This window comes from Pseudonocardia nantongensis (assembly GCF_046546495.1).
Classification (GTDB): domain Bacteria; phylum Actinomycetota; class Actinomycetes; order Mycobacteriales; family Pseudonocardiaceae; genus Pseudonocardia; species Pseudonocardia nantongensis.
The window spans coordinates 63,039-84,299 of record NZ_JBKGXT010000016.1 but is presented as its reverse complement, the minus strand read 5'-3'; the positions used below and the strand labels follow the sequence as shown (position 1 = coordinate 84,299).

At 73.2% G+C, this 21,261-nt stretch carries 24 protein-coding genes; 13 read left to right on the top strand and 11 right to left on the bottom strand.

The genetic code is table 11. The features are described 5' to 3' along the window. Window positions 1-9: 9 nt before the first annotated feature. Window positions 10-1,341 (bottom strand): MFS transporter, encoded by a 1,332-nt coding sequence (locus tag ACLFMI_RS18085; protein WP_410949056.1) that lies wholly within the window; start codon window positions 1,339-1,341, stop codon window positions 10-12. A gap of 266 nt (window positions 1,342-1,607) precedes the next feature. Here ACLFMI_RS18085 and ACLFMI_RS18080 point away from each other — a divergent pair, with 266 nt between their 5' ends. Further along, window positions 1,608-2,876 carry a M20 family metallo-hydrolase gene (locus ACLFMI_RS18080; protein WP_410949055.1) on the top strand — a complete coding sequence of 423 codons (1,269 nt, stop codon included), beginning with the start codon at window positions 1,608-1,610 and terminating at the stop codon, window positions 2,874-2,876. Here the strand turns inward: ACLFMI_RS18080 and ACLFMI_RS18075 are convergent. Continuing rightward, entirely contained in the window at window positions 2,830-3,603 is a 774-nt protein-coding gene (locus ACLFMI_RS18075; RefSeq protein ID WP_410949054.1) for an IclR family transcriptional regulator, read from the bottom strand. The genes ACLFMI_RS18080 and ACLFMI_RS18075 overlap by 47 nt on opposite strands. Before the next feature lie 72 nt (window positions 3,604-3,675). Here ACLFMI_RS18075 and ACLFMI_RS18070 point away from each other — a divergent pair, with 72 nt between their 5' ends. The 4 genes from ACLFMI_RS18070 to ACLFMI_RS18055 are packed head-to-tail and all read left to right on the top strand — an operon-like array spanning window position 3,676 to window position 7,848. Then, window positions 3,676-4,425 carry a 2-keto-4-pentenoate hydratase gene (locus ACLFMI_RS18070; RefSeq protein ID WP_410949053.1) on the top strand — a complete coding sequence of 250 codons (750 nt, stop codon included), beginning with the start codon at window positions 3,676-3,678 and terminating at the stop codon, window positions 4,423-4,425. Next, entirely contained in the window at window positions 4,422-5,381 is a 960-nt protein-coding gene (locus ACLFMI_RS18065) for an acetaldehyde dehydrogenase (acetylating) (RefSeq protein WP_410949052.1), read from the top strand. The genes ACLFMI_RS18070 and ACLFMI_RS18065 overlap by 4 nt, the downstream gene beginning before the upstream one ends. Further along, window positions 5,378-6,388 carry a 4-hydroxy-2-oxovalerate aldolase gene (gene dmpG / locus ACLFMI_RS18060; protein ID WP_410949051.1) on the top strand — a complete coding sequence of 337 codons (1,011 nt, stop codon included), beginning with the start codon at window positions 5,378-5,380 and terminating at the stop codon, window positions 6,386-6,388. Before ACLFMI_RS18065 ends, dmpG begins: the two co-directional genes overlap by 4 nt. A gap of 56 nt (window positions 6,389-6,444) precedes the next feature. Continuing rightward, window positions 6,445-7,848 (top strand): APC family permease, encoded by a 1,404-nt coding sequence (locus ACLFMI_RS18055; protein ID WP_410949050.1) that lies wholly within the window; start codon window positions 6,445-6,447, stop codon window positions 7,846-7,848. 103 nt (window positions 7,849-7,951) lie between these two features. Here the strand turns inward: ACLFMI_RS18055 and ACLFMI_RS18050 are convergent, their stop codons facing one another. Continuing rightward, window positions 7,952-8,776 (bottom strand): aldehyde dehydrogenase family protein, encoded by an 825-nt coding sequence (locus ACLFMI_RS18050; RefSeq protein ID WP_410949127.1) that lies wholly within the window; start codon window positions 8,774-8,776, stop codon window positions 7,952-7,954. 41 nt (window positions 8,777-8,817) lie between these two features. Between ACLFMI_RS18050 and ACLFMI_RS18045 the strand changes: the two genes are divergently transcribed. The 6 genes from ACLFMI_RS18045 to ACLFMI_RS18020 all read left to right on the top strand — a co-directional run bounded on the left by ACLFMI_RS18045 (window position 8,818) and on the right by ACLFMI_RS18020 (window position 13,297). Further along, window positions 8,818-9,573: an SDR family oxidoreductase gene (locus ACLFMI_RS18045; protein WP_410949049.1), complete on the top strand. Its 756-nt coding sequence runs from the start codon at window positions 8,818-8,820 to the stop codon at window positions 9,571-9,573. A 45-nt stretch (window positions 9,574-9,618) separates the two neighbouring features. Further along, on the top strand, window positions 9,619-10,329 hold the full coding sequence (locus ACLFMI_RS18040) for a TetR/AcrR family transcriptional regulator (protein ID WP_410949048.1): 711 nt from the start codon (window positions 9,619-9,621) through the stop codon (window positions 10,327-10,329). A gap of 424 nt (window positions 10,330-10,753) precedes the next feature. Beyond that, entirely contained in the window at window positions 10,754-11,536 is a 783-nt protein-coding gene (locus tag ACLFMI_RS18035; RefSeq protein ID WP_410949047.1) for an SDR family NAD(P)-dependent oxidoreductase, read from the top strand. A gap of 69 nt (window positions 11,537-11,605) precedes the next feature. Beyond that, on the top strand, window positions 11,606-12,040 hold the full coding sequence (locus tag ACLFMI_RS18030; RefSeq protein ID WP_410949046.1) for a DUF6069 family protein: 435 nt from the start codon (window positions 11,606-11,608) through the stop codon (window positions 12,038-12,040). Between the two features lie 334 nt (window positions 12,041-12,374). Beyond that, a complete protein-coding gene (locus tag ACLFMI_RS18025) occupies window positions 12,375-12,752 on the top strand; it encodes a hypothetical protein (RefSeq protein ID WP_410949045.1) in 378 nt (125 codons plus the stop codon). A 92-nt stretch (window positions 12,753-12,844) separates the two neighbouring features. Beyond that, window positions 12,845-13,297 (top strand): SRPBCC family protein, encoded by a 453-nt coding sequence (locus tag ACLFMI_RS18020; protein WP_410949044.1) that lies wholly within the window; start codon window positions 12,845-12,847, stop codon window positions 13,295-13,297. A gap of 10 nt (window positions 13,298-13,307) precedes the next feature. Here ACLFMI_RS18020 and ACLFMI_RS18015 read toward each other — a convergent pair whose 3' ends face one another. From ACLFMI_RS18015 to ACLFMI_RS17980, 8 genes are all read right to left on the bottom strand, one after another. After that, the gene (locus ACLFMI_RS18015) at window positions 13,308-13,934 is read right to left on the bottom strand and encodes a class I SAM-dependent methyltransferase (protein WP_410949043.1); all 627 of its coding nucleotides are present in this window, start codon (window positions 13,932-13,934) and stop codon (window positions 13,308-13,310) included. After that, the gene (locus tag ACLFMI_RS18010) at window positions 13,931-14,869 is read right to left on the bottom strand and encodes a LysR family transcriptional regulator (RefSeq protein WP_410949126.1); all 939 of its coding nucleotides are present in this window, start codon (window positions 14,867-14,869) and stop codon (window positions 13,931-13,933) included. Before ACLFMI_RS18010 ends, ACLFMI_RS18015 begins: the two co-directional genes overlap by 4 nt. 53 nt (window positions 14,870-14,922) lie before the next feature. Beyond that, on the bottom strand, window positions 14,923-16,086 hold the full coding sequence (locus tag ACLFMI_RS18005; protein ID WP_410949042.1) for an acyl-CoA dehydrogenase family protein: 1,164 nt from the start codon (window positions 16,084-16,086) through the stop codon (window positions 14,923-14,925). A gap of 124 nt (window positions 16,087-16,210) precedes the next feature. Continuing rightward, the gene (locus ACLFMI_RS18000) at window positions 16,211-16,660 is read right to left on the bottom strand and encodes an STAS domain-containing protein (protein ID WP_410949041.1); all 450 of its coding nucleotides are present in this window, start codon (window positions 16,658-16,660) and stop codon (window positions 16,211-16,213) included. Window positions 16,661-16,764: 104 nt separating this feature from the next. Then, the gene (locus ACLFMI_RS17995; protein WP_410949040.1) at window positions 16,765-17,565 is read right to left on the bottom strand and encodes an HpcH/HpaI aldolase/citrate lyase family protein; all 801 of its coding nucleotides are present in this window, start codon (window positions 17,563-17,565) and stop codon (window positions 16,765-16,767) included. A 134-nt stretch (window positions 17,566-17,699) separates the two neighbouring features. Next, entirely contained in the window at window positions 17,700-18,671 is a 972-nt protein-coding gene (locus ACLFMI_RS17990) for a pirin family protein (RefSeq protein WP_410949039.1), read from the bottom strand. After that, window positions 18,668-19,165: a carboxymuconolactone decarboxylase family protein gene (locus ACLFMI_RS17985; protein WP_410949038.1), complete on the bottom strand. Its 498-nt coding sequence runs from the start codon at window positions 19,163-19,165 to the stop codon at window positions 18,668-18,670. The genes ACLFMI_RS17990 and ACLFMI_RS17985 overlap by 4 nt, the downstream gene beginning before the upstream one ends. Further along, on the bottom strand, window positions 19,162-19,497 hold the full coding sequence (locus ACLFMI_RS17980; RefSeq protein ID WP_410949037.1) for a GNAT family N-acetyltransferase: 336 nt from the start codon (window positions 19,495-19,497) through the stop codon (window positions 19,162-19,164). The genes ACLFMI_RS17985 and ACLFMI_RS17980 overlap by 4 nt, the downstream gene beginning before the upstream one ends. A 108-nt stretch (window positions 19,498-19,605) precedes the next feature. Here ACLFMI_RS17980 and ACLFMI_RS17975 point away from each other — a divergent pair, with 108 nt between their 5' ends. After that, on the top strand, window positions 19,606-19,956 hold the full coding sequence (locus ACLFMI_RS17975) for an ester cyclase (RefSeq protein ID WP_410949036.1): 351 nt from the start codon (window positions 19,606-19,608) through the stop codon (window positions 19,954-19,956). Between the two features lie 90 nt (window positions 19,957-20,046). Then, window positions 20,047-21,246: an NYN domain-containing protein gene (locus tag ACLFMI_RS17970; RefSeq protein WP_410949035.1), complete on the top strand. Its 1,200-nt coding sequence runs from the start codon at window positions 20,047-20,049 to the stop codon at window positions 21,244-21,246. The last annotated feature ends 15 nt before the right edge of the window (window positions 21,247-21,261 follow it).

Genomic DNA, 21,261 nt, shown 5'->3' with positions numbered 1-21,261 from the left:
TGGGGTGGCTCAGGCCGTCGTCGCCCCCGCCGTCGTCACCCTGTCCCGGCCGGCGAACAGCCGCGGCGCCGCCAGCCCGCACCCGCCGGTCACCAGGGAGATCCCGACCAGCAACAGGGTCGGCAGCACCGAGCTGCCGCCGCCGAGCGCGAGCAGTGCGGTCGCGGCCAGCGGCACGAACCCGCTGGCGACGCCGGCGATGTTCGCCGAGAGCGCGACGCCGCTGTAGCGCAGGTGCGGTGGGAACAGCTCGGTGAGCAGCGCGCCGGACACGGCGTAGGGCACCGAGAGCAGCGCGGTCACCACGGTCACGCCGGTGACGACCGCGAGCGCGGCGGTCGTGTCGATCATCCAGAACGCCGGGAACGCCACCAGCGCCGACCCGGCCGCGCCGGCCACGGTGACCCGGGCGGGTCCGTAGCGCTCGGCGAGCCGGCCGCCCAGGATCAGCACGAGGATCTCCACCGCGGCGGCGACCAGCGTCGCGGTCAGCAGCAGCCAGCGCGGCATGCCGAGGGTGCTGGTGCCGTAGCTGATCACGAAGGTGGTGATCAGATAGAAGCCACCGACGCCGAGCAGCGCGGTGCCGGCGCCGACCAGCAGCTGCGGCCAGGCGGTGGCGAGGACCTGGCGGACCGGGGACGAGGCGCGCTCGTCCTCCTCGAGCAGCTGGGCGAACAGCGGGGACTCCTCGAGCCGGCGGCGCAGCCACAGCGCGACACCGAGCAGCGGGAACGCGGCGAGGAACGGCAGTCGCCATCCCCACGAGTCGAACGCCTCCGGAGGCAGGGTCGAGACGGCCAGGAACGCGCCGGAGGACAGCAGCGTGCCGATCGGGGAACCGATCTGCGGCATCGCGGCGTAGCGGCCGCGCCGCTCCGGCGGAGCGTGCTCGACGGCGAGGGTGACCGCACCGCCCCACTCGCCGCCGACGGCGACGCCCTGCAGCAGCCGGAGCAGCGTCAGCAGGATCGGCGCGGCGACCCCGATCGCGAAGTAGTCCGGCAGCAGGCCGATCAGCGCGGTGACGGCGCCGATCAGCGTCACCGTGATGATCAGGCACCGCTTGCGCCCGATCCGGTCGCCCAGGTGACCGAAGATCACCGCACCGAGCGGGCGGGCGGCGAACCCGACGGCGAACGACGCGAACGCGGCCAGGGTGGCGACCAGGGGATCGCCGGTCGCGAAGAAGAGCCGGTTGAACACCAGCGAGGCTGCGGTGCCGTAGAGGAAGAAGTCGTACCACTCGAGCGCGGTGCCCACGAACGCGCCGAAGGCCACCTTCCTGGCCTCGGCGTCGGTCACCGTCGCGACCCCGGCGGGGCCGGACCTCTCGCTCATCGTCTCTCCTCGGTCCGGGTGTGGTGCCGTGCTGGTGCTGCCGTGCGCACAGCATCGGCGACGAGACCGGCGTCACGGAACCGCGCTGTGCACCGACTTGACCCGGTGGCAGTAGGCGTCTGCACAACTCCGGACGTTGTGCCGACGCACAGTCCGGCCCCGGGATCGCGCGGCGTCCGGGTACCTGACACCCGGGGCCGGTCGTGGTCGGATGGATGACCCGAGGGGGCCACCCGTGCCCGTCCGCGACCGACGAGGAGCGCCGGATGACCGACACCGCCCCGACCGAGCGGCACGCCGCCTTCCTGGACGACTTCGCGACCCTGTCCGGGTTCGGGGCCACCGACCGGGGTGGCGTCCACCGCGAGGCCGCCTCCGACGCCGACGCCGCGCAACGCGCCTGGTTCGGCGAGCTGCTCACCGCACGCGGGTTCCGGGTCTGCGCCGACCGGGTCGGCAACCAGTTCGGGTTGCTCGACGCCGTCCCGGGGGCGCCCTACGTGCTCGTCGGCTCGCACCTGGACAGCCAGCCGTTCGGCGGCCGCTACGACGGTGCGTACGGCGTCCTGGCCGCGGTGCACGCCGCGCAGCGGGTCGCCGCACGGTCGCGGCAGGCCGGTACCGCACCGCGCTACAACCTCGGCGTCGTCAACTGGTTCAACGAGGAGGGCTCGCGCTTCACCCCGAGCATGATGGGCAGCTCGGTGTTCACCGGCCTGCTCGACGCGGACACCGCCCTGGACACCCGCGACCTGCGCGGCGTCCGGCTGGGGGACCGGCTCGCCGAGCTCGGCCGGCCCGGCGGCGGCGCGCCGGTGCTCGACGACGTCGCGGCCTACGCCGAGATCCACATCGAACAGGGCCGGGTCCTGGAGGACGGCGGCCACGCGATCGGCCTGGTGTGCGCGACCTGGTCGGCGCACAAGTACTTCCTCACCGTCGAGGGCGAGCAGAGCCACACCGGCTCGACGGTCATGACCGACCGCCGCGACGCGCTGCTCGGTGCCGCGCACCTCACCGTGCTGGCTCGGGAGATCTCCGACGCGCTGTCCACACCGGACACGCCGTTGCATACGTCGGTGTCGCAGCTGACCGTCGAGCCGAACAGCCCGGTGACGGTCGCCCGCGAGGCGCGGCTGCACCTGGACCTGCGCTCGCCGGACGAGACGGTGCTCGAGCGTGCGAACGCGATGCTGCACGAGCGGATCCCGGAGATCGAGCGGCTCGCCCGGGTGCGGATCGCGGTGGCCGGCGCACACCACTGGGGCGTGCGCCCGTTCCCGGCGGCGGGGATCGAGCTGGCCCGCGGGTGCGCCACCGGGCTGGGCCTGTCCCACCGGGAGATCATGACCATCGCGGGGCACGACTCGGTGAACATGAACGGCCGGGTCCCGACGGTGATGCTGTTCGTCCCCAGCGTCGAGGGGATCAGCCACAACGAGGGCGAGCTCACCCACGACGCCGACGCCTGCGCCGGCGTCGACCTGCTCACCGAGGTCGTCGACCGGCTCGCCGCGGGGGTGCCGGCGGCCTGATGCCGGACGCCCCACCCACGATCCGGGACAACCCCAGCGCCGCGGTCCGGACCGCCGGCACGATCCGGGCGGGGGCGAACCGGTTCGACCACCCGGTGATGGAGATCGCGGCCACGGCCGTCCCGTCCGGCCCGAGCACCGGAGCGGCGACGCAGGCGACGCCGGGGGCCGACTCCTCGTACTCCTGGGCATAGCCGCGCTCGCGGATCTCCGCGAGCCGCTCCCGCAGCAGCCCAGGGGCGGTGACCGACCGCGGCGTGCACCGCACGAGGCCGCGCTCCAGCGTCGCCTCCAGCAGCCCGGGCGGGCCGAACGCCAGCAGCACCTTGCCGACCCCGGTGCAGTGCGCCGGCATCCGGCCGCCGAGCCGGGACGGGAGCCGCTGGCTCCCGGCGACGGCGAGTTTCTGCAGGTAGACGACGTCGGCGCCATCCGGGACGGCCAGGTGCACGGTCTCCCGGGTGGCCTCGTGCAGGTCGGCCAGGATCGGCGTGGCGGACTCCTGCAGATCCCGCTGCCGGGGCACGACCTGCCCCAGCTCGAACAGCCGCAGTCCCAGCCGGTACCCGTTCGCGGTGCGTTCCACCATCGACCGGTCGGCGAGCTCGCGCAGCAGTCGCAGCGCGGTCGGCTTCGCGACGCCGCTGCGCCGCGACAGCTCGGCCAGCGACACCCCCGGCTCGCCGGCCCGGAACGCCACGAGCAGGTCGAGTGCCCGTCCCAGCATCGAAGGAGGAGCGTTTCGCACGGTGGAACGCACGATGCCATCGTCTCGCATCCGGTGCGGGACCGTCGAGCCATGACCACCTCCACGACCACCGACGCGGTGCGCACGCTCCTCCCGGACGGGACCGTCGCGACCGGCTACGCGGTGCAGTCCCTGCTCACGAGGGCCCGGCTCGACGCAGGCCGCACCGTGGCCGGCCGCAAGATCGGCCTGACCTCGCCGGCCGTGCAGGCCCAGCTCGGCGTCGACCAGCCCGACTTCGGGGTGCTGTTCGACGACATGGCCTGCGACCAGCACGCCCCGATCGACATCGGACGGCTGCTGCAGCCGCGGATCGAGGCCGAGATCGCGTTCGTGCTCGGCGTCGACCTCGACCACGACGAGATCGACGAGCGCAGCGCCCGCGCCGCCGTCGCGCAGGTCCTGCCCGCGCTGGAGATCGTCGACAGCCGGGTCGCCGGCTGGGACATCACGATCGTCGACACCATCGCCGACAACGCCTCCAGCGGTCTCTACGTGCTGGGCGACACCTCCACCGAGCTGGGTGACACCGACCTGCGCGAGGTCGCGATGACCCTGACCGGCGCCGACGGCGGGGAGCTCGCCGCCGGCACCGGAGCCGCCTGCCTCGGCGACCCGGTCGCCGCGCTGGTCTGGCTGGCCCGCACCGCCCGCGAGTACGGCGATCCGCTGCGGGCCGGCGAGGTGATCCTCTCCGGTGCCCTCGGCCCGATGACGCCGGTCGCCCCCGGCAGCTCCTTCACCGCCGTCCTCTCCGGGCTGGGCGAGGTACGCGCGAGCTTCACCGGAGGTGGCGCATGAGCAACAAGACCAAGGTCGCGATCATCGGCTCCGGCAACATCGGATCCGACCTGATGATGAAGGTGATCCGGCTGTCGGACGTTCTCGAGGTGGGGGCGATGGTCGGCATCGACCCGGCCTCCGACGGGCTGGCCCGGGCCGAGCGACTCGGCATCGCCGCCACCGCCGACGGCGTCGACGGGCTGATCGGGCTACCGAACTTCGGCGAGATCGACGTCGTGTTCGACGCGACCTCGGCCGGCGCGCACGTCGCGAACGCCGAGAAGCTGACGCCGCACGGCAAGATCCTGATCGACCTGACCCCGGCCGCGATCGGCCCGTTCGTCGTCCCGCCGGTGAACCTGGACGCGCACGCCGGCGCCCGCAACGTCAACATGGTCACCTGCGGCGGCCAGGCCACGATCCCGATGGTCGCCGCCGTCGGCCGGGTCGCCCCGGTCCGCTACGCCGAGATCGTCGCCTCGATCGCCTCGAGGTCGGCAGGCCCGGGCACCCGGGCCAACATCGACGAGTTCACCGAGACCACCTCGTCGGCGATCGAGCAGGTCGGCGGCGCGGAGCGCGGCAAGGCGATCATCGTCCTGAACCCGGCCGAGCCGCCGATGATCATGCGGGACACCGTGCTCTGCCTGGCCGACGACGCCGACCCGGCCGCGATCCGGGACAGCGTCGCGGCGATGGTCGCCGAGGTCGCCCGCTACGTGCCCGGTTACCGGCTCAAGCAGGAGGTGCAGATCGATCCGGTCGCCGATCGGGTTGCCGGCGGGGAGTCGCTCGACACGCTCGTCCCGGCCGGTTCCCCGCGCCCCGCGCTGCGGGTCCAGGTCTTCCTGGAGGTCGAGGGCGCCGCGCACTACCTGCCCGCCTACGCGGGCAACCTCGACATCATGACCTCGGCTGCGCTGCGCACCGCGGAGCAGCTGGTGGCCGCCGATCGAGCGGAGGTGCCGGCATGACCGAGCTCTACGTCCAGGACGTCACGCTGCGCGACGGCATGCACGCCATCCGGCACCGGCTCGACCCGGCCGACCTGCGGCGGATCGCCGCCGCGCTGGACGCGGCCGGCGTCGCCGCGATCGAGGTCTCGCACGGTGACGGCCTCGCCGGGGCGAGCCTGACCTACGGGCCGGGCAGCAACACCGACTGGGAGTGGCTCGCCGCGGCCGCCGAGGTCGTCGAGAACGCGGTGCTCACCACGCTGCTGCTGCCCGGCATCGGCACCGTGGGTGACCTGAAGAAGGCCTACGACCTCGGCGTCCGCTCGGTCCGGGTGGCCACGCACGCCACCGAGGCCGACATCGCGGCCCAGCACATCGCCCGCGCTCGCGAGCTGGGCATGGACGTCTCCGGCTTCCTGATGATGTCGCACATGGCGCCCGCCGCGGACCTGGCGAAACAGGCGAAGATCATGGAGGAGGCCGGGGCGTGCTGCGTCTACGTCACCGACTCCGGCGGCCGGCTGACCATGTCCGGTGTCCGGGACCGGGTGCGCGCCTACCGCGACGTGCTCGACCCGGGCACGCAGATCGGGATCCACGCCCATGAGAACCTGTCGCTGTCGGTGGCGAACTCCGTGATCGCCGTCGAGGAGGGCGTCACCCGGGTCGACGCGTCGCTGGCCGGGCACGGTGCCGGAGCCGGCAACACACCGCTCGAGGCGTTCGTCGCGGTCGCCGAACTGCACGGCTGGAAGCACGGCTGCGACCTGTTCGCGCTGCAGGACGCCGCCGACGACCTGGTGCGCCCGCTGCAGGACCGGCCGGTCCGGGTGGACCGGGAGACGCTGACCCTCGGGTTCGCGGGCGTCTACTCCAGCTTCCTGCGGCACGCCGAGCGGGCCGCGCAGCGCTACGACCTCGACACCCGCGACATCCTCGTCGAGGTCGGCCGCCGCGGCCTGGTCGGCGGGCAGGAGGACATGATCGTCGACATCGCACTGGACCTGGCCTCGGCCCGGTCCTGAGGGACGTTGCCGGAAGGGTCTCGACGCCCCACTCCCGATCGGGTGGAATGCCGCGTGTGACGCGACAGGACGACCAGACGTTCGTGCGGGTACTCGGCCGGGCGGACGTGCTCGCCATCGGCTTCGGCGCGATGATCGGCTTCGGCTGGGTGGTGCTCGCGGGGGAGTGGGTGTCCGGTGCCGGCACCGCGGGCGCGGCACTCGCGTTCGTCATCGGCGGCGCGGTGATGGCCGTCGTGGGGCTGGTCTACGCCGAGCTGGTCTCGGCCATGCCGAAGGCCGGCGGCGAGCACCACTACGTGCTGCGGGGGTTGGGCGCCCGGTGGGCGTTCGTCACCTCGTGGGCGATGGTGCTCGGCTACCTGTCGGTGGTCGCGTTCGAGGCCGTCGCGTTGCCGGAGACCGCGCTGTACCTGTTCCCGGACCTGCAGGCCGGTCTGCTGTGGACGATAGCCGGGTACGACGTGTACGCCACCTGGGCGCTGGTCGGGATCGTCGGCGCCGTCGTGGTCACCGGGCTGAACTACATCGGGATCCGTCCGGCCGCGGTCGCCCAGACGATCGCGGTCGCCTTCCTGGTGGCGGTCGCGCTCGTGATGCTCACCGGGACGTTCGCCGGCGGCAGCGCCGAGACCGCGCAGCCGTGGTTCACCGGCGGGGCGGCCGGGATGGTCGGGGTGCTCGTCGCGGTGCCGTTCCTGTTCGTCGGGTTCGACGTGATCCCGCAGTCGGCGGAGGAGATCAAACTCCCGTTCCGCCACATCGGACGGTTGCTGGTCGTGTCGGTGCTGATGGCGGTCGCGTTCTACGTGGTGATCGTGGTCGGCACCGGGTTCGCCCTCGACGACGACGCGCTCGCCGGCACCCAGCTCGCCGCCGCCGACGGCATGGCGGCGCTCTGGGGACACCCCGCCTTCGGCACCCTGCTGGTACTCGGCGGCATCGCCGGCATCCTGACCAGCTGGAACGCGTTCCTGATCGGGGCGAGCCGGCTGGTGTACGCGATGGCGGTGTCCGGGATGCTGCCGCGCTGGTTCGCGGCGGTGCACCCGCGCTACCGGACGCCCTCGCACGCGGTCCTGTTCATCGGCGGGCTGTCGGTGCTGGCCCCGCTGTTCGGCGACAACATGCTCACCTGGCTGGTGGACGCCGGCGGCATCACGATCACCATGGCGTACGCGCTCGTCGCGGTCACGTTCCTGGTGCTGCGCCGCCGCGAGCCGGGCCTGGACCGGCCGTTCCGGGTGAGCGCAGGTCCGGTCGTCGGGACCGTCGCCGTCGTCGCGAGCCTGGTGCTGCTGACGCTCTACCTGCCCGGTATGCCGGCCGCGCTCGGCCTCCCGGAATGGATCATCGTCGGCGGCTGGTGGCTGGCCGGGCTGTACTTCCTCACCCGGTTCCCGGAGGTCGGGCCCGGGGCGGACGCCGAGGAACGGTTGATCGGCGCGACCGGGCGCTGAGCCGCCACGCCCCACACCCGGCAGCCGCACTCACCGAGATGCGGCTCAGCGGGAAATGTCGATGTCCAATGCCCGCTGAGCTGCATCTCGGCGCGATTCCGGGTCAGCCGGGGTAGGTCGAGGGCTTCTCCTCGAAGATCATGGTCTTGTTCTCCAGGTAGGGCAGCAGGCCGTCGACGCCACCCTCGCGGCCGATGCCGGAGAGGAAGCACTCCGCCCCGGACAGGCTCGCGGCGGCCTCGCCGATGTCCATGTCGTCGAGGATGACCGCGGCCGACTTGCCGCCGAGCTCGAGGGTGTAGCGGCCGATGCGCTCCCCCATGATCGAGGCGATCCGGCGGCCGGCCGCCGTCGAGCCGGTGAAGGCGATCTTGTCGACCCGCGGGTCGCGGACCAGCGACTCGGAGACCTCGCGGTCCGCGGTGAGCACGTTCAGCACGCCCGGCGGGAGGCCGATCTGCTCGGCGATCTCGGCCATGACGTACGGGGCGCCGGGCGCCTCGGGCGAGCCCTTGAGCACCACGGTGCAGCCGGCGAGCAGGGCCGGGGCGAGCTTGTAGGCGATCAGCGACATCGGCGCGTTCCACGGGATGATCGCGCCGACGACGCCCACCGGCTCGCGGCTGATCATGCCGTGCTTGCCGCCCGCGGTCAGCGTGGCGGGCTCCTCGAACACGAAGGTGTCGGCCAGGTCGGCGTAGTAGGCGTAGGCGTCCGGGATGCCGCCGATCATGGCCTGCGCGACGCCGTGCAGGATGCCCGACTCCCGCGGCCAGATCCGGGTGATGTCGTCGGAGCGCTCGCGGACGGCCTCGCCGATCGCCCGCAGGTAGCCGGCGCGCTCGGCCGGGCTCATCTTCGGCCAGGCGCGGTGACGGTCCCCCGACGGGGCCCGCGGTAACGGGGCCGGTCGACAGCGGCCCTGTATCGCTGTTATCTTTTTATGGACACTCGATACAGGAGGTAGCCATGACCGCGCACACGCTGCAGGACAAGAACGTGCTCGTCGCCGCCGGCGGGAAGAACCTCGGCGGGCTCATCAGCTGCCAGGCGGCCGAGGCCGGGGCGAACGTCGCGATCCACTACAACTCGGAGCCCTCCCGCGCCGAGGCCGAGGACACGCTGAAGGCGGTCGAGGCGGCCGGGCGCGAGGGCGTGATCCTGAGCGGCGACCTGACGGTGCCGGCAAACGTGGAGCAGCTGTTCGCCGACGCGACCGGCTCGCTGGGCCCGATCGACGTCGCGGTCAACACCGTCGGCAAGGTGCTGCGCAAGCCGATCGTGGAGACCACCGAGGCCGAGTACGACTCGATGTTCGACATCAACTCCAAGGCCGCCTACTTCTTCATCAAGGAGGCGGGCCGGAGCCTGGCCGACCACGGCAAGGTGGTCACGATCGTGACCGCGCTGCTCGCCGCGTTCACCGACGGCTACTCGACCTACGCGGGCGGGAAGTCCCCGGTGGAGCACTTCACCCGGGCGGCGTCGAAGGAGTTCGCCGAGCGCGGGATCTCGGTGAACAGCGTGGCCCCCGGCCCGATGGACACGCCGTTCTTCTACCCGCAGGAGACCCCGGAGCGCGTCGAATTCCACAAGTCCCAGGCGATGGGCAACCAGCTCACCCGGATCGAGGACATCGCGCCGATCGTGCGGTTCCTCGCGACCGAGGGCTGGTGGATCACCGGGCAGACCATCTTCGCCAACGGTGGTTACACCACTCGCTGAACGCAGCGACCACGCGCCGCCGCGGTGTCGACCTACAGTTGTGCCGTGAGTGACCAGCGATCCGGGGGGACCCGGGACCGGCTGCTCCGGGCGGCCGCGGACCTGATCGCGGCCTCCCCGGGCGAGACGGTGTCGCTGCGCGCGATCTGCGACGCGGCCGGGGTGCGGCTGCCCACGCTCTACCACTTCTTCGGCAGCAAGGAGGGGCTGCTCGACGCCGTCGTCGAGCACGGCTTCGAGCAGTACCTCGCGGAGAAGCAGGCGCACGAGTCGAGCGGGGACCCGATCCAGGACCTGCGTGACGGCTGGGACGCGCACGTGGCGTTCGGCCTGGCCAACCCCGGCTTCTACGCCCTGATGTACGGCCAGGTGACGCCCGGGCGGCAGCCGGCGGCGCAGGCGCGGCCCGCGAAGATCCTGCTGGGCCTGGCCCGGGAGGCGCAGCGGCGGGGCCGGCTCGTCGTCGACCCCGAGAGGGCGACGGCGCACATCCTCGCGGCGAACGTCGGAGTGACCCTGCAGCAGATCATCACCGGCGAGCCCGACCCGGGTCTGTCGGCCGGGATGCGGGAGGCCACCCTGGCCGCGATCACCGGGGGCGGTGGCGCGCCGGACGGGACGGCGACGCCGGCCGGAGCCGCGGCAACCGTCCTGCGTGGCCTCCCCGATGACAACGACGTGCTCGGCGTCCCGGAGACCGTGCTGCTCAAGAAGTGGCTGGCCGCCGTCGCCCGGGATGGGGTGAACCGGCCCTGACCCGCGCTGCCGGCCCGGATCAGGGCAGCAGCACCCGCCGCCGTGCCTCGACGACCACCTCGCGACGGCCCGGTCGCCGGCGAGCAGCGCCACGACGTCGAGCTCGCGCCGGGTGAGGGTGACCGGATCGGCCGGCTCGGCGTCGTCGGCGGCCAGCCGTCCGGCGACGCCGAGGACGGCCGCGCGGAGCTCGTCATCCTCGACCCGGGCGGCGAGGTCCGCAGCTCGGCGTTATCCCCGGCAGGTGCATTTCGTCGACACCCTGCCAGAGACGCCCAGCGGGAAGATCCAGCGGTTGCTCCTGCGGGGAGGGCTGACCGCCGATCCCTTCCACCCCGCGGGTCCGGTCGGGTAGACCTCGGGGAAACCGGCCGACACCGATGTCCACGCCGGTCCGGTGAACAGAACAGACAGGAGCGGTCCAATGACGGCAGCACTCTCCGGTCGGGTGGTCCTCGTGACCGGTGGCGCGAGCGGGATCGGCGCCGAGGTCTGCCGCCGGTCGGCCGCTGCCGGGGCGTCGGTGGTCGTCGCCGACATCGCCGAGGACCGGGCGGGTGCGCTCGCCGCCGAGGTCGGCGGCCGTGCGGTGGTCATGGACGTGACCTCCGAGGAGTCGGTCACGGCCGCGGTCGACCGGGCCGAGGAGATCGCGGGCCCGATCGACGTGCTGGTGACCTCGGCCGGGATCACCCAGCCACCGCTGCCGCCGGAGGAGCTGGACCAGTCCATGTGGGACAAGGTCCTCGACGTCGACCTGCGCGGCACCTGGCTGTGCGCGGTCGCGGTGGGCAGACGGATGGCGCTGCGCGGCAGTGGCAACATCGTGACGATCGCGTCGATCGCCGGCATGCGGTCGATGCCGCTGCACTCCTACACCCCGGCCAAGGCCGCCGTGATCGCGATGACCGCGGACCTGGCGACCGAGTGGGGACGTTCCGGGGTCCGGGTGAACTCGGTGTCGCCCGGCTACACGCTCACCCCGCTGCTCCAGGAGCAGATCGACAACGGGCAGCGGGACCCCGCCAACCTGGTCGAGGCCTCGGTGCTCGGCCGGATGGTGCGGACCGAGGAGGTCGCGGACGCCGTGTGCTTCCTCGCTTCGGACGCGGCGTCGGCCATCACCGGGGCCAACATCCCGGTCGACGCGGGGTGGCTGATCGCGCCGTCCTGGCGGACCTACCGGGGCGTCCCGGACAAGCGCTGACATCCCTGCCCGACGTTCCCGAGCCGGGGCCATTGACCTGAACTCAGCTTCAGGTCACATGCTCGCTCCATGAGTGACACCGAGACCGTCCACACCGTCCCTTCGACCCCCTCCCTCTCGACGGCGGCCCGGCGCCGGCTGCTCCGCCTGGCCGGCGTCGGCACGACCGTCGTCGTCACGCTCGCCGTCTGGGGCGCCGGCCTGCTCGCCGGTGCCGACTACGTCCTGAGCGACCCGTCCGGCGCGGTGGTGATCGACGCGAGCACCACCGCGGTGGTCACGCTCGTCGCGGCACTGCTGGGCTGGGGGAGCCTCGCCCTGCTCGAGCGGCTCACCCGGCACGCGAGCCGGATCTGGGTGACCCTGGCGGTGGTGGTGGTCACCGCCTCGATGATCCCGATCTTCTTCGTGAACGCCACGCCCGGGACCCAGGTGGCGCTGTTCCTCGTGCACCTCGCGGTGGCCGTGCTGGTGCCCGCGCTGCTGCGCACCCGCCACCCCTGACGACCGGACCGGCCTGCCGGTGCGCCACCTCTCGGCGGTGCGCCGGCAGGTCGCGGTGGGCGATTCCACATCCGGTCTCATGCCGCGGGGTGACGGCGTTGACCCCCGGTCGACACCGATGCCAGAAATGAGCGGAACGACGACCGTCGAAAGAGGTCGAACTCAGCCGTATCTGCACTCGCAGTAATGTATTCACACGAAAGCATTGCAGGATTTGTCTTCGATCGGATCTCGGAAATATGTTGCGGCGCAGTCGGTACGGGCTCCCGCCTATCCGTGTGCCGACAGGAGACGGGCGCTCATCGGGCGGCCGACAACACATCAGGAGTGCACTGTGCTGAAGAAGGCTGGAATCGTCGTCGCGGCATCCGCGGCCTCGCTGCTCGCGGTCAGCCCGATGGCGTTCGCCGACGGCGGCAAGGACGACAAGGGCGACCACAAGGGGTCCGAGAGCGGCATCGACAAGAGCGCCGAGGGCCTGGTGTCGGGCCTGAACGGCAACGACATCAACGTCCCGGTCCAGGCCTGCAACAACAACGTCCCGGTCAACGTGCTGGGCGTCCAGGTCCCGGTCGAGGACGCGGCCGCGGGCAACGGCCTGACCGGCGCCCTGGGCGTCCTGGGCGAGGCCGAGACCAAGAGCGGCGACTCGACCACCGACCAGTCCGACAACTGCGGTCAGGAGTCCGGCGCGGGCGACTCCGCCAGCTGATCACCGCTGCGCACACACGGCCCCCGGGACCCGCCGTGGTCCCGGGGGCCGTGCTCGTGGGGCGCGAGCCGCGCGGATGCTTCACTGGGGCCGTGACCGAGCACACTGCCACCGTCGTGACCAGCCGGCGGGAGATCGCCGCCGGGGCCGAGCGGCTCTTCGAGCTGGTCGCCGATCCCGCCCAGCAGCCGCGCTGGGACGGCAACGACAACCTCGCAGAGGCCGCGGCGAACCAGCGGGTGCGGGGCACCGGCGAGACGTTCGCGATGACGCTGACCCACGACGGTGCCGTCCGGGAGAACCACGTCGTCGAGTTCGAGGAGGGGCGCCGCATCGCCTGGCTGCCCGCGGAGCCCGGCCAGGAACCGCCCGGGCATCTCTGGCGCTGGGAGTTCGAGCCGCTCGACGCCGGCCACACCCGGGTCCGCCACACCTACGACTGGTCCGGCCTGACCGATCCGACCCGGTTCGACCGGGCCCGTGCGACGACCGCGGACCGGCTCCGCGCGTCGCTCGACCGGCTGGCCGGGATCGTCGGCGGCTGACGGGGAGGACTCAGCGGCTGCCGGTGAGCTGCAGCACCGACGACGTCGGGTTCCAGCTCGGCTCGACGGTGAACCGCTCCTCGTGCTCGATGCGGAACCCCGCGGCCCGGATCGCCGCGCCGGTGTCCCGGTCCAGGTGACAGCCCGCCATCATCCGGGTCCACAGCGGGTCGAGCCGGCGCTGCAGGCGCGCGTGCCGGCCGGAGCCGCGCACGTGCTCCAGCGCGACCAGCCGCCCGCCAGGGCGCAGCACCCGGTACGCCTCGGCCAGTGCGCGGGCGGGATCCCCGACCGTGCACAGGACGAGCGTGAACACGACCGCGTCGAACGCCCCGTCGGGGTGCGGGAGACGCTCGGCACCCGCGTCGCCGACCGCGACCGGCACCGCGGCGGCGCGCACCCGCTCGGTCAGCCGGCGCCGCATGGCCGGGTCGGGCTCGGTCGCGACGACCCGCTCGGCGGCACGGAAGTGCGGCAGGTTCGCGCCGGTCCCGGCGCCGACGTCGAGCACGGTCCCGGTCAGCGGGCCGACCAGCTCCGCCCGTCGCGGCCCGAGCACAGCCCGCTCCACCGGGGCGCTCAACCGGTCGTAGAGGGCGGCGAAGAGGCGGTGACCACCGGTGTCCGTGCTCGTCATGCGAGCGACGATAGGCCGTCCGGTCCGGTGCCGGGAGCATCGTCGGCTCCGGCCCCGGAGGGCGTCCCGAACCGCGCGGTGACGTGCTCGGCGAACCGGGCCACCACCGGCGGCCGGGGACGCTCGGCCAGCCAGGCCAGGCCGATCATCCGGTGCGCGGCCTCGTCGGTCAGCCGCAGGTACGCGACCCCGGGCTCGGCCCGGTGCGGGCGCGGCTCCGGCACGACGGCGACGCCGAGCCCGGCCGCGACGAACCCCTCCAGGGTGCCGATCTCGGTGCCCTCGAAGGCGATCCGCGGCTCGATCCCGGCCCGGGCACACAGCTCGTCGGTGAGCCGGCGGAACCCGATCGGCTCGCGCAGCGTCACGAACGGCTCGTCCCCCGCCGCGGCCAGCCCGAGATCGTCCCGCCCGGCCAGCGGGTGGTCGGCCGGGACGGCCAGGCACAGCTGCTCGCGCTGCAGCCCGGTCCAGGCCAGGTCGTCGCCATCCGGGCGGGGTGCGGTCAGGCCGATGTCCACCCGTCCGGCCCGCAGGTGCTCGGCGATCTCGTGCCCGACGGCCTGGGTCAGCTCGAAGGTGACGCCCGGGGCCTGCCCGCGGAACCCGCGCAGCACCTCCGGGGTCAGCCAGCCCGCGATCGAGTGCAGGAACGCCAGCCGCACGGTGCCGCGCTCCGGGTCGCGCAGGGTCTCGATCCGTTCCTGCGCGGCCGCCAGCTCGGCCAGGCTGCGCCGGGCGTGCTCCAGCATGATCTCGCCGGACGGGTTGAGCCGCAGCCGCCGGTGCAGCCGGTCGAACAGCGGCGCCCCGACCCGTCGCTCCAGCCGGCCCAGAGCACGGGACAGGGTCGGCTGGGCGAGCGAGAGCCGGTCCGCGGCCCGGGTCATGTGCTCGGTCTCGGCCAGCACCACGAACCACTCGAGCTCGTCCATGGTGGTCACCGCACCATCATGCGCGCGGCGCATCGGACCGTCGCGATCCGGTGTCAGTGCCGGTCGAGCCCGCCGCGTTTGACCAGCTGCGCGGCGATGACGCCCTGCTGGATCTCGTTGGTGCCCTCGCCGACGATCATCAGCGGGGCGTCCCGGAAGTAGCGCTCGACGTCGAACTCGGTCGAGTAGCCGTAGCCGCCGTGGATCCGGACGGCGTTGAGCGCGACGTCCATCGCGATCTCGGAGGTGAACAGCTTCGCCATGCCGGCCTCCATGTCGCAGCGCTCGCCGGCGTCGTACTTGTCGGCCGCGTAGAGGATCAGCTGGCGGGCGGCGGTGACCTTGGTGGCCATGTCGGCGAGGTAGTTGCCGATCGACTGGTGCTGCCAGATGGGCTTGCCGAAGCTCTCGCGTTCCTGGGCGTAGCGCAGGGCGTCGGCGAGTGCGGCGTCGGCGACGCCCAGGGCACGGGAGGCGACCTGGATCCGGCCGGTCTCCAGGCCCTTCATCATCTGCGAGAAGCCCTTGCCCGGGGTGCCGCCGAGCAGGGCGTCGGCCGGCACGGCCATGTCGTCGAAGCTCAGCTCGCAGGACTCGACGCCCTTGTAGCCGAGCTTGGGCAGGTCGCGGGAGACGGTGAGCCCGGGTCCGTGCTCGACGAGCAGCACCGAGATGCCCTTGTGCTTGGGTTCGGCGGCCGGGTCGGTCTTGCACAGGAGCGCGATCAGCCCGGAGCGGCGCGCGTTGGAGATCCAGGTCTTGGACCCGTTGACCAGGAACCCGCCGTCGTCGGTGCGGGTGGCGTGGGTGGTCAGGTTCTGCAGGTCGGAGCCGCCCCCGGGTTCGGTGAGCGCCATCGTGGCCCGCAGCTCGCCGGTGGCCATCCGGGGCAGGTAGCGGTCGCGCTGCTCCTGGGTGCCGAACTCGACGAGTAGCTTGGCGACGACGGTGTGCCCACCCATCGCGCCGGCGAGGCTCATCCAGCCGCGGGCGAGCTCCGCGGTGACCAGGGCGTAGCAGGGCATGGAGACCGGGGCCTCGCCCCACGGCTCGGGGATCGCGAGCCCGTAGATCCCGAGCTCCTTCATCTGCTCGATCCACTTCTCGGGGTAGGTGTTCGCGTGCTCCAGCTCGTTGACCTGGGGCTTCACCTCGCGATCGACGAAATCGCGCACGGTGTCGACGACGGCCTGTTCCTCGGCGTTCAGCGCAGCCATGTCCCCTACTGTCTCCCGGTCCTGCGGTGGTGGCCCGGCCAGTGTCGTCCCGCCGGGCCCGATGTGTGAAATGCCCATTGCTCGGCTGCGCGATGCGCGCGACGCATCGATGACGGGCGTGGATCTACCGGCCGGTCGGCCGGCCGTCGGGGTGCGGGACCAGGAACAGCAGCGCCGGGCGCGCGGCCGGCTCCTCGGGGATGCGGTCGACGACGTCGAAGAGCTCCATCGCCCCGGTGACCTGCAGGGCCCGTCGCGCCGGGCGGGACCCGCCGACGGTCACGCGCAACCGGCCGCCCTCGGCGTCGATCGTGTCCCGGGCCGTGAGCAGCGAGGTGAGCCCGGCGGTGCCGAGGAAGTCCACCCCGGACAGGTCCAGGATCAGGTCGGCGTGCTCCTCGGACCAGACGCCGATCTCGACCCAGAGGTCCGGCGAGGTGTCGTCGTCGATCGCGCCGATCGCCCGCAGCACGACCGCCCCCGACGGGTCGTGCGCGCGCTCGAACCGCAGGGCAGGCCCGGGAGCGGTGCCGTCGGTGTCGCCCTCGGTGAAGGGGCGCTCCCCGTCGCTCATCCGTAGCACGTCCTTCCGGTAGCGGCGTCCGACGCCGCACCCGAAGCATCGCAGCGTGCTGCGCGGCCCGCGACCGCTGGACGCCGGCGGGGGCGCTCACCCGGTCAGGGGGTTGCTCGCGCCAGGACCGCCCTGGCCCGCTCCAGGACCGGTTTGTCGATCATTTGCCCGTCCACGGTGCCGACCGACGTGCCGGCGGTGGCGGTCACCCGCCGGGCCCAGTCCAGCTCGTCGTCGGAGGGGCGGTAGGCCTGCTCGGCGACCGCGACCTGGGCCGGATGGATGCAGAGCTTCGCCCCGAAGCCGAGCGCCCGGGCGTGCGCGATGTCGGCGCGCAGCAGTTCCTCGTCCCGGTAGGCGGTGGTCACCCCGTCGACGGGGCTGCCGACGCGGGCGGCCGCGGCGGCGAGCACCAGGGTCTGCCGGGCGAGCTGCAACGCCGACCGGTCAGCCGGGTCGACGGACAGCTCGGCGGCGAGGTCGACGCTGCCGAACGCCGGCCGCACGACGCCCGGGACATCGCACACGGCCCGCGCGTCGAACACGCCGCGGGCGGTCTCGATCAGCGGGAGCACCGCACCGGCGGAGCCCGCGGTCGCCCGCACGACCGCCGGGTCCTCGGCCTTGGGCAGCATCACCGCGGTGGCCGCGCCGGCGACGGCGGCGAGGTCGTCGGCGTACCACGGGGTGTCCGCGCTGTTGACCCGCACGACACCGGTGCCGCCGGCGGCCAGCCAGGCCCGCACGTGCTCCCGGGCGGCGTCCTTCTCGTCCGGCCCGACGGCGTCCTCCAGGTCGAGGACGACGGCCCCGGCGCCGGCCGCGGCGGCCTTGTCGAAGCGTTCCGGGCGGTGCCCGGGGACGAACAGCAGCGTGCCGGCGGCCGTGAGCCCGGCGGCGCTCATCGGCGCGCTCCCGGCGTGGTGGGCTGCGGGTGTTCCGGCACCCCGACCGCCTGCGCGCGGCAGGTGACGGCGGGTCCGGCCTGGGGGAGCGTGCCTCCGGTGACCATGGCGGCAGTATGCCGGACGGCCGCGGGTCAGCCCCGGGGGTTGAGCCGTGCGTTCGGCAACTCCGGCGCCGGGAGCGTCGAGGGCCAGGTGTCGGGGAAGGCGCCGAAGCGGCCGTCGGCGACCCCGCCGGCGGCGCGCTCGCGCTGCCACTGCTCACGGAACGCGACGATCTCGTCGTGGTCGGAACCGACGAAGTTCCACCACATCACGATCCGCTCGCCCAGCGGCTCACCGCCGAGCAGCAGCAGCCGGGCCCCGTCGTCGTCACCGGCCCGCAGGTCCACGTCGGACCCGCCCGGCGACAGGTAGACCAGCTCCCCGCCGGCCGCCGTGGTACCCGCCACGGTGACCGTCCCGGTGTCGACCAGCACGCCGTGCTCGAAACCCGGATCCAGCGGCAGCCGGACCCGGCCACCTGCCGGCACGGTCACCTCGGCGCCGAGCAGCGGGGAGAACGTCGCGACCGGCGAGGTCTCGCCGCCCAGCGAACCGAGGAACACCCGCACGCCGGCGCCGTCGGCGTCGCGCAGTGGCGGGGCGAAGTGCTCGAAGGCCGGGGCGGTCTCCCGGTCCTGCCGGGGCAACGCCAGCCACAGCTGCGTGCCGTGCAGCAGGTCGGTGCCCGGCGTCGAGTACTCGGAGTGCGCGATCCCGCGCCCCGCGGTCATCAGGTTCAGCTCGCCGGGCCGCACCAGCGCGTGCGCGCCGGTCGTGTCCCGATGCTCGATCTCGCCGCCGAACAGCCAGGACACGGTCTGCAACCCGGTGTGCGGATGCCCGGGCACGCTCATCCCGCCGGTCGCCGCGACCCGGTCCGGGCCGTAGTGGTCGACGAAGCACCAGGCCCCGATCAACGACCGGGCCCGCCGCGGCAGCGTGCGGCGCACCCTCATCGCCCGCGGACCGCCGAGCGGGACCTCGCGCGGCTCGATCAGCTGGGCACCGGCCCGGTCGCCACCGCAGACGATCTCCTCCGGTGCGAGCTCGACGTTGCTCACCGGGTGACCTTCTCCCTGGGGACCACCCGGCCGTCGGCGTCCCGCTCGCGGATCGGATGGCCGGACAGGATCGAGATCCGGTTGAACGAGTTGATCGTGATCGCCGCCCAGACCAGCATCGACGTCTCGTCGTCGGTGAGGTCCGCGCGCGCCCGGGTGTACGCGTCGTCGTCGAGATGCCCGTCCGCGGTGCGGGTGACGGCCTCGGCGAGCTCCAGCGCGGCACGCTCACGGCCGTCGAACAGGTCGACGTCCCGCCACGCGGGCAGCACCGCGAGCCGTTGCGGCGTGAGACCGGCCGCGACCGCCTGCCGCCAGTGCTGGTCGAGGCAGGTGGCGCAACCGTTGATCTGCGAGACCCGGACGTTCACCAGCTCCAGCAGCGCCCGGTCCAGACCCGCCCGGGCCGCCTGCTCGCGGACCACCGTCACGACCCGGGTCATCGCCGAGAACACCTCGGGAGACTGCTTGTCGATCCACACCCGGGCCGTCATCCCGCCGCCCGCTCCACGATCTCGATCGCCTCCGGGGTGACCGGATCCAGCACGTCGGCGACGTCGTCGTGCGAGCGGACCCAGCGCCGCACGTACGGGCACACCGGCACGATCCGCTTCCCGGCGTCGCGGGTGGCCCTCAGCGCCGCGCGCACCAGCGTCCCGGCCAGACCGCGCCCGCCGTACGCGTCGTCGATCTCGGTGTGGTGGAAGATCCGCCGCTCGCCGTCGTCGACGTAGGCGGCCACCCCGACCCGCTGTCCGTCCAGGGCGATCTCGTAGCGGCTACGTTCCGGCGCGTGCGTGACGACCGGCTCCTGGGTGTCCGACATGTCCGGGACAACCGGCACGGCGGCCGCGTTGTTCCGTGCCGCCGCATGGGTGCCCACCGGCCCGGGTACCTGACGGCGGCGAACCCGCACCGACCTCAGGAGCACCCCGTGAGCCGCGACGTCCGCGACCTGTACCTGCACTGGATCAACGAGCTGTGGAACGGCCGGGCGGCCGCGATCGACCTCGTCGCCGACACCTTCGTCGGGCACTGGCCGGACCGCGATGTCCGCGGCCCGCACGAGCTGCAGGCGATCATCGACGAGACCCGGGCGATGCTCGACGGGCCGCACTTCGCCGTCGACATCGGACCGCTCTGCGACGGTGACCTGGTCGCCGGGCGCTGGCGCGGCACCGGGCGGATGTCGGGCGGGCCCGCCGAGTTCGTCGGGAACGACATCCTGCGCATCGCCGAGGGCAAGGCCGTCGAGTACTGGGGGGTCAGCGCCCCGACCGAGTGATCACCGTGTCCGCGACCGCCGGCAGGTCGGCGCGGTCCTCGGCGCCGTGCCGGTCGGGCCCGTCCGGGGCAGCGGGATTAGTCTTCCGCGGTGGCACACGAGGACGAACGCATCGCCCTGCTGCTCGACTACGAGAACCTCGCGATCGGGGCCCGGGACGGTCTCGGCGTCGTCCCGTTCGACTTCGGGCCGGTCGCCGACGCCCTGGCCGAGCGCGGCCGGGTGGTGGTGCGCCGGGCCTACGCCGACTGGTCGGCGTTCGACGAGGACCGCAGGCTGATGGCCCGCGCCCAGGTCGAGCTGATCGAGATCCCGCAGCGGATCGGTGGCTCCCGGAAGAACGCCGCGGACATCAAGCTCGCGGTGGACGCGATCGAACTCGCCTACGAGCGGGAGTTCGTGACCACGTTCGCCATCGCGACCGGCGACTCCGACTTCACCCCGCTGATGCACAAGCTGCGCGAGCTGGACAAGCGGGTGATCGGGATCGGGGTGCAGTCCTCGACGTCGGCGCTGCTGCCCCCGGCCTGCGACGAGTTCCTGTTCTACGACCGGCTGCCGGGTGTCGAGCCGAGCCAGGCACCGGCCCCGGCGCGGCGCCGCCGGGGTGGCCGGGTCCCGGCCGCCGCGGCCGCGCCGGCCCCGGCCGCCGCACCGGCGACCGGGACGACCGGCCCGGTGGGCGGGTCGCCGTCCGGAACCGCCGCGCCGACGCCGGCGCCGGAGCGGGTGCCGCCGCAGGACCCGTTCGACGTGTCCTTCTCCGACGGCTCGGCCGAGGAGACCGCGACCACCGGCGCCGAGGAGCGCGACGTCGCCGCGCTGGTGGTCAGCACGCTGACCGGGCTGATGCGGCACGCCGACGGCCCGGTACTGGCGTCCCGGCTGAAGCGGGCGGTGCTGCGCAAGGACCCCACGTTCGACGAGGCCGACCACGGCTTCCGCGGCTTCGGCGAGCTGCTGCGCCACCTGGAGGGCCAGGGTGCGGTGACCCTGACCGCGGGCACGGCGCAGGGCGACCCGGAGATCGGCATTCCGGACGACCCGGACGCCGACAAGGACGCGTTCGCGCAGCTGGTCGACGTGGTCCGGGCGCTGTCGACGCAGTCCGCCCCGCCGCAGCTGTCCGGGCTCAAGGACCAGCTGCGCAAGCGGGTACCCGGATTCTCGGAGAAGCGGTACGGCTTCGGCAGCTTCCTATCGTTCGCCAAGGCGGCCCGGGCGCGGGAGCTGATCGACATGCAGTGGAGCGACGAGGCCGGCGACTACGTGCTGACCCTGCCGTCCTGACCGGTGCCCCGGCGG

Excerpts from the sequence above, each read along its gene's own strand:
- ACLFMI_RS18070 (WP_410949053.1), top strand. The coding sequence starts at position 3,676 with ATGACCACCTCCACGACCACCGACGCGGTGCGCACGCTCCTCCCGGAC.
- ACLFMI_RS18045 (WP_410949049.1), top strand. The coding sequence starts at position 8,818 with ATGACCGCGCACACGCTGCAGGACAAGAACGTGCTCGTCGCCGCCGGC.
- ACLFMI_RS18005 (WP_410949042.1), bottom strand. The coding sequence starts at position 16,086 with ATGGCTGCGCTGAACGCCGAGGAACAGGCCGTCGTCGACACCGTGCGC.
- ACLFMI_RS17995 (WP_410949040.1), bottom strand. The coding sequence starts at position 17,565 with ATGAGCGCCGCCGGGCTCACGGCCGCCGGCACGCTGCTGTTCGTCCCC.
- ACLFMI_RS18015 (WP_410949043.1), bottom strand. The coding sequence starts at position 13,934 with ATGACGAGCACGGACACCGGTGGTCACCGCCTCTTCGCCGCCCTCTAC.
- ACLFMI_RS18080 (WP_410949055.1), top strand. The coding sequence starts at position 1,608 with ATGACCGACACCGCCCCGACCGAGCGGCACGCCGCCTTCCTGGACGAC.
- ACLFMI_RS17985 (WP_410949038.1), bottom strand. The coding sequence starts at position 19,165 with ATGACGGCCCGGGTGTGGATCGACAAGCAGTCTCCCGAGGTGTTCTCG.
- ACLFMI_RS18075 (WP_410949054.1), bottom strand. The coding sequence starts at position 3,603 with ATGCTGGGACGGGCACTCGACCTGCTCGTGGCGTTCCGGGCCGGCGAG.
- ACLFMI_RS17980 (WP_410949037.1), bottom strand. The coding sequence starts at position 19,497 with ATGTCGGACACCCAGGAGCCGGTCGTCACGCACGCGCCGGAACGTAGC.
- ACLFMI_RS18085 (WP_410949056.1), bottom strand. The coding sequence starts at position 1,341 with ATGAGCGAGAGGTCCGGCCCCGCCGGGGTCGCGACGGTGACCGACGCC.
- ACLFMI_RS18030 (WP_410949046.1), top strand. The coding sequence starts at position 11,606 with ATGAGTGACACCGAGACCGTCCACACCGTCCCTTCGACCCCCTCCCTC.
- ACLFMI_RS18000 (WP_410949041.1), bottom strand. The coding sequence starts at position 16,660 with ATGAGCGACGGGGAGCGCCCCTTCACCGAGGGCGACACCGACGGCACC.
- ACLFMI_RS18065 (WP_410949052.1), top strand. The coding sequence starts at position 4,422 with ATGAGCAACAAGACCAAGGTCGCGATCATCGGCTCCGGCAACATCGGA.
- dmpG (WP_410949051.1), top strand. The coding sequence starts at position 5,378 with ATGACCGAGCTCTACGTCCAGGACGTCACGCTGCGCGACGGCATGCAC.
- ACLFMI_RS18010 (WP_410949126.1), bottom strand. The coding sequence starts at position 14,869 with ATGGACGAGCTCGAGTGGTTCGTGGTGCTGGCCGAGACCGAGCACATG.
- ACLFMI_RS18035 (WP_410949047.1), top strand. The coding sequence starts at position 10,754 with ATGACGGCAGCACTCTCCGGTCGGGTGGTCCTCGTGACCGGTGGCGCG.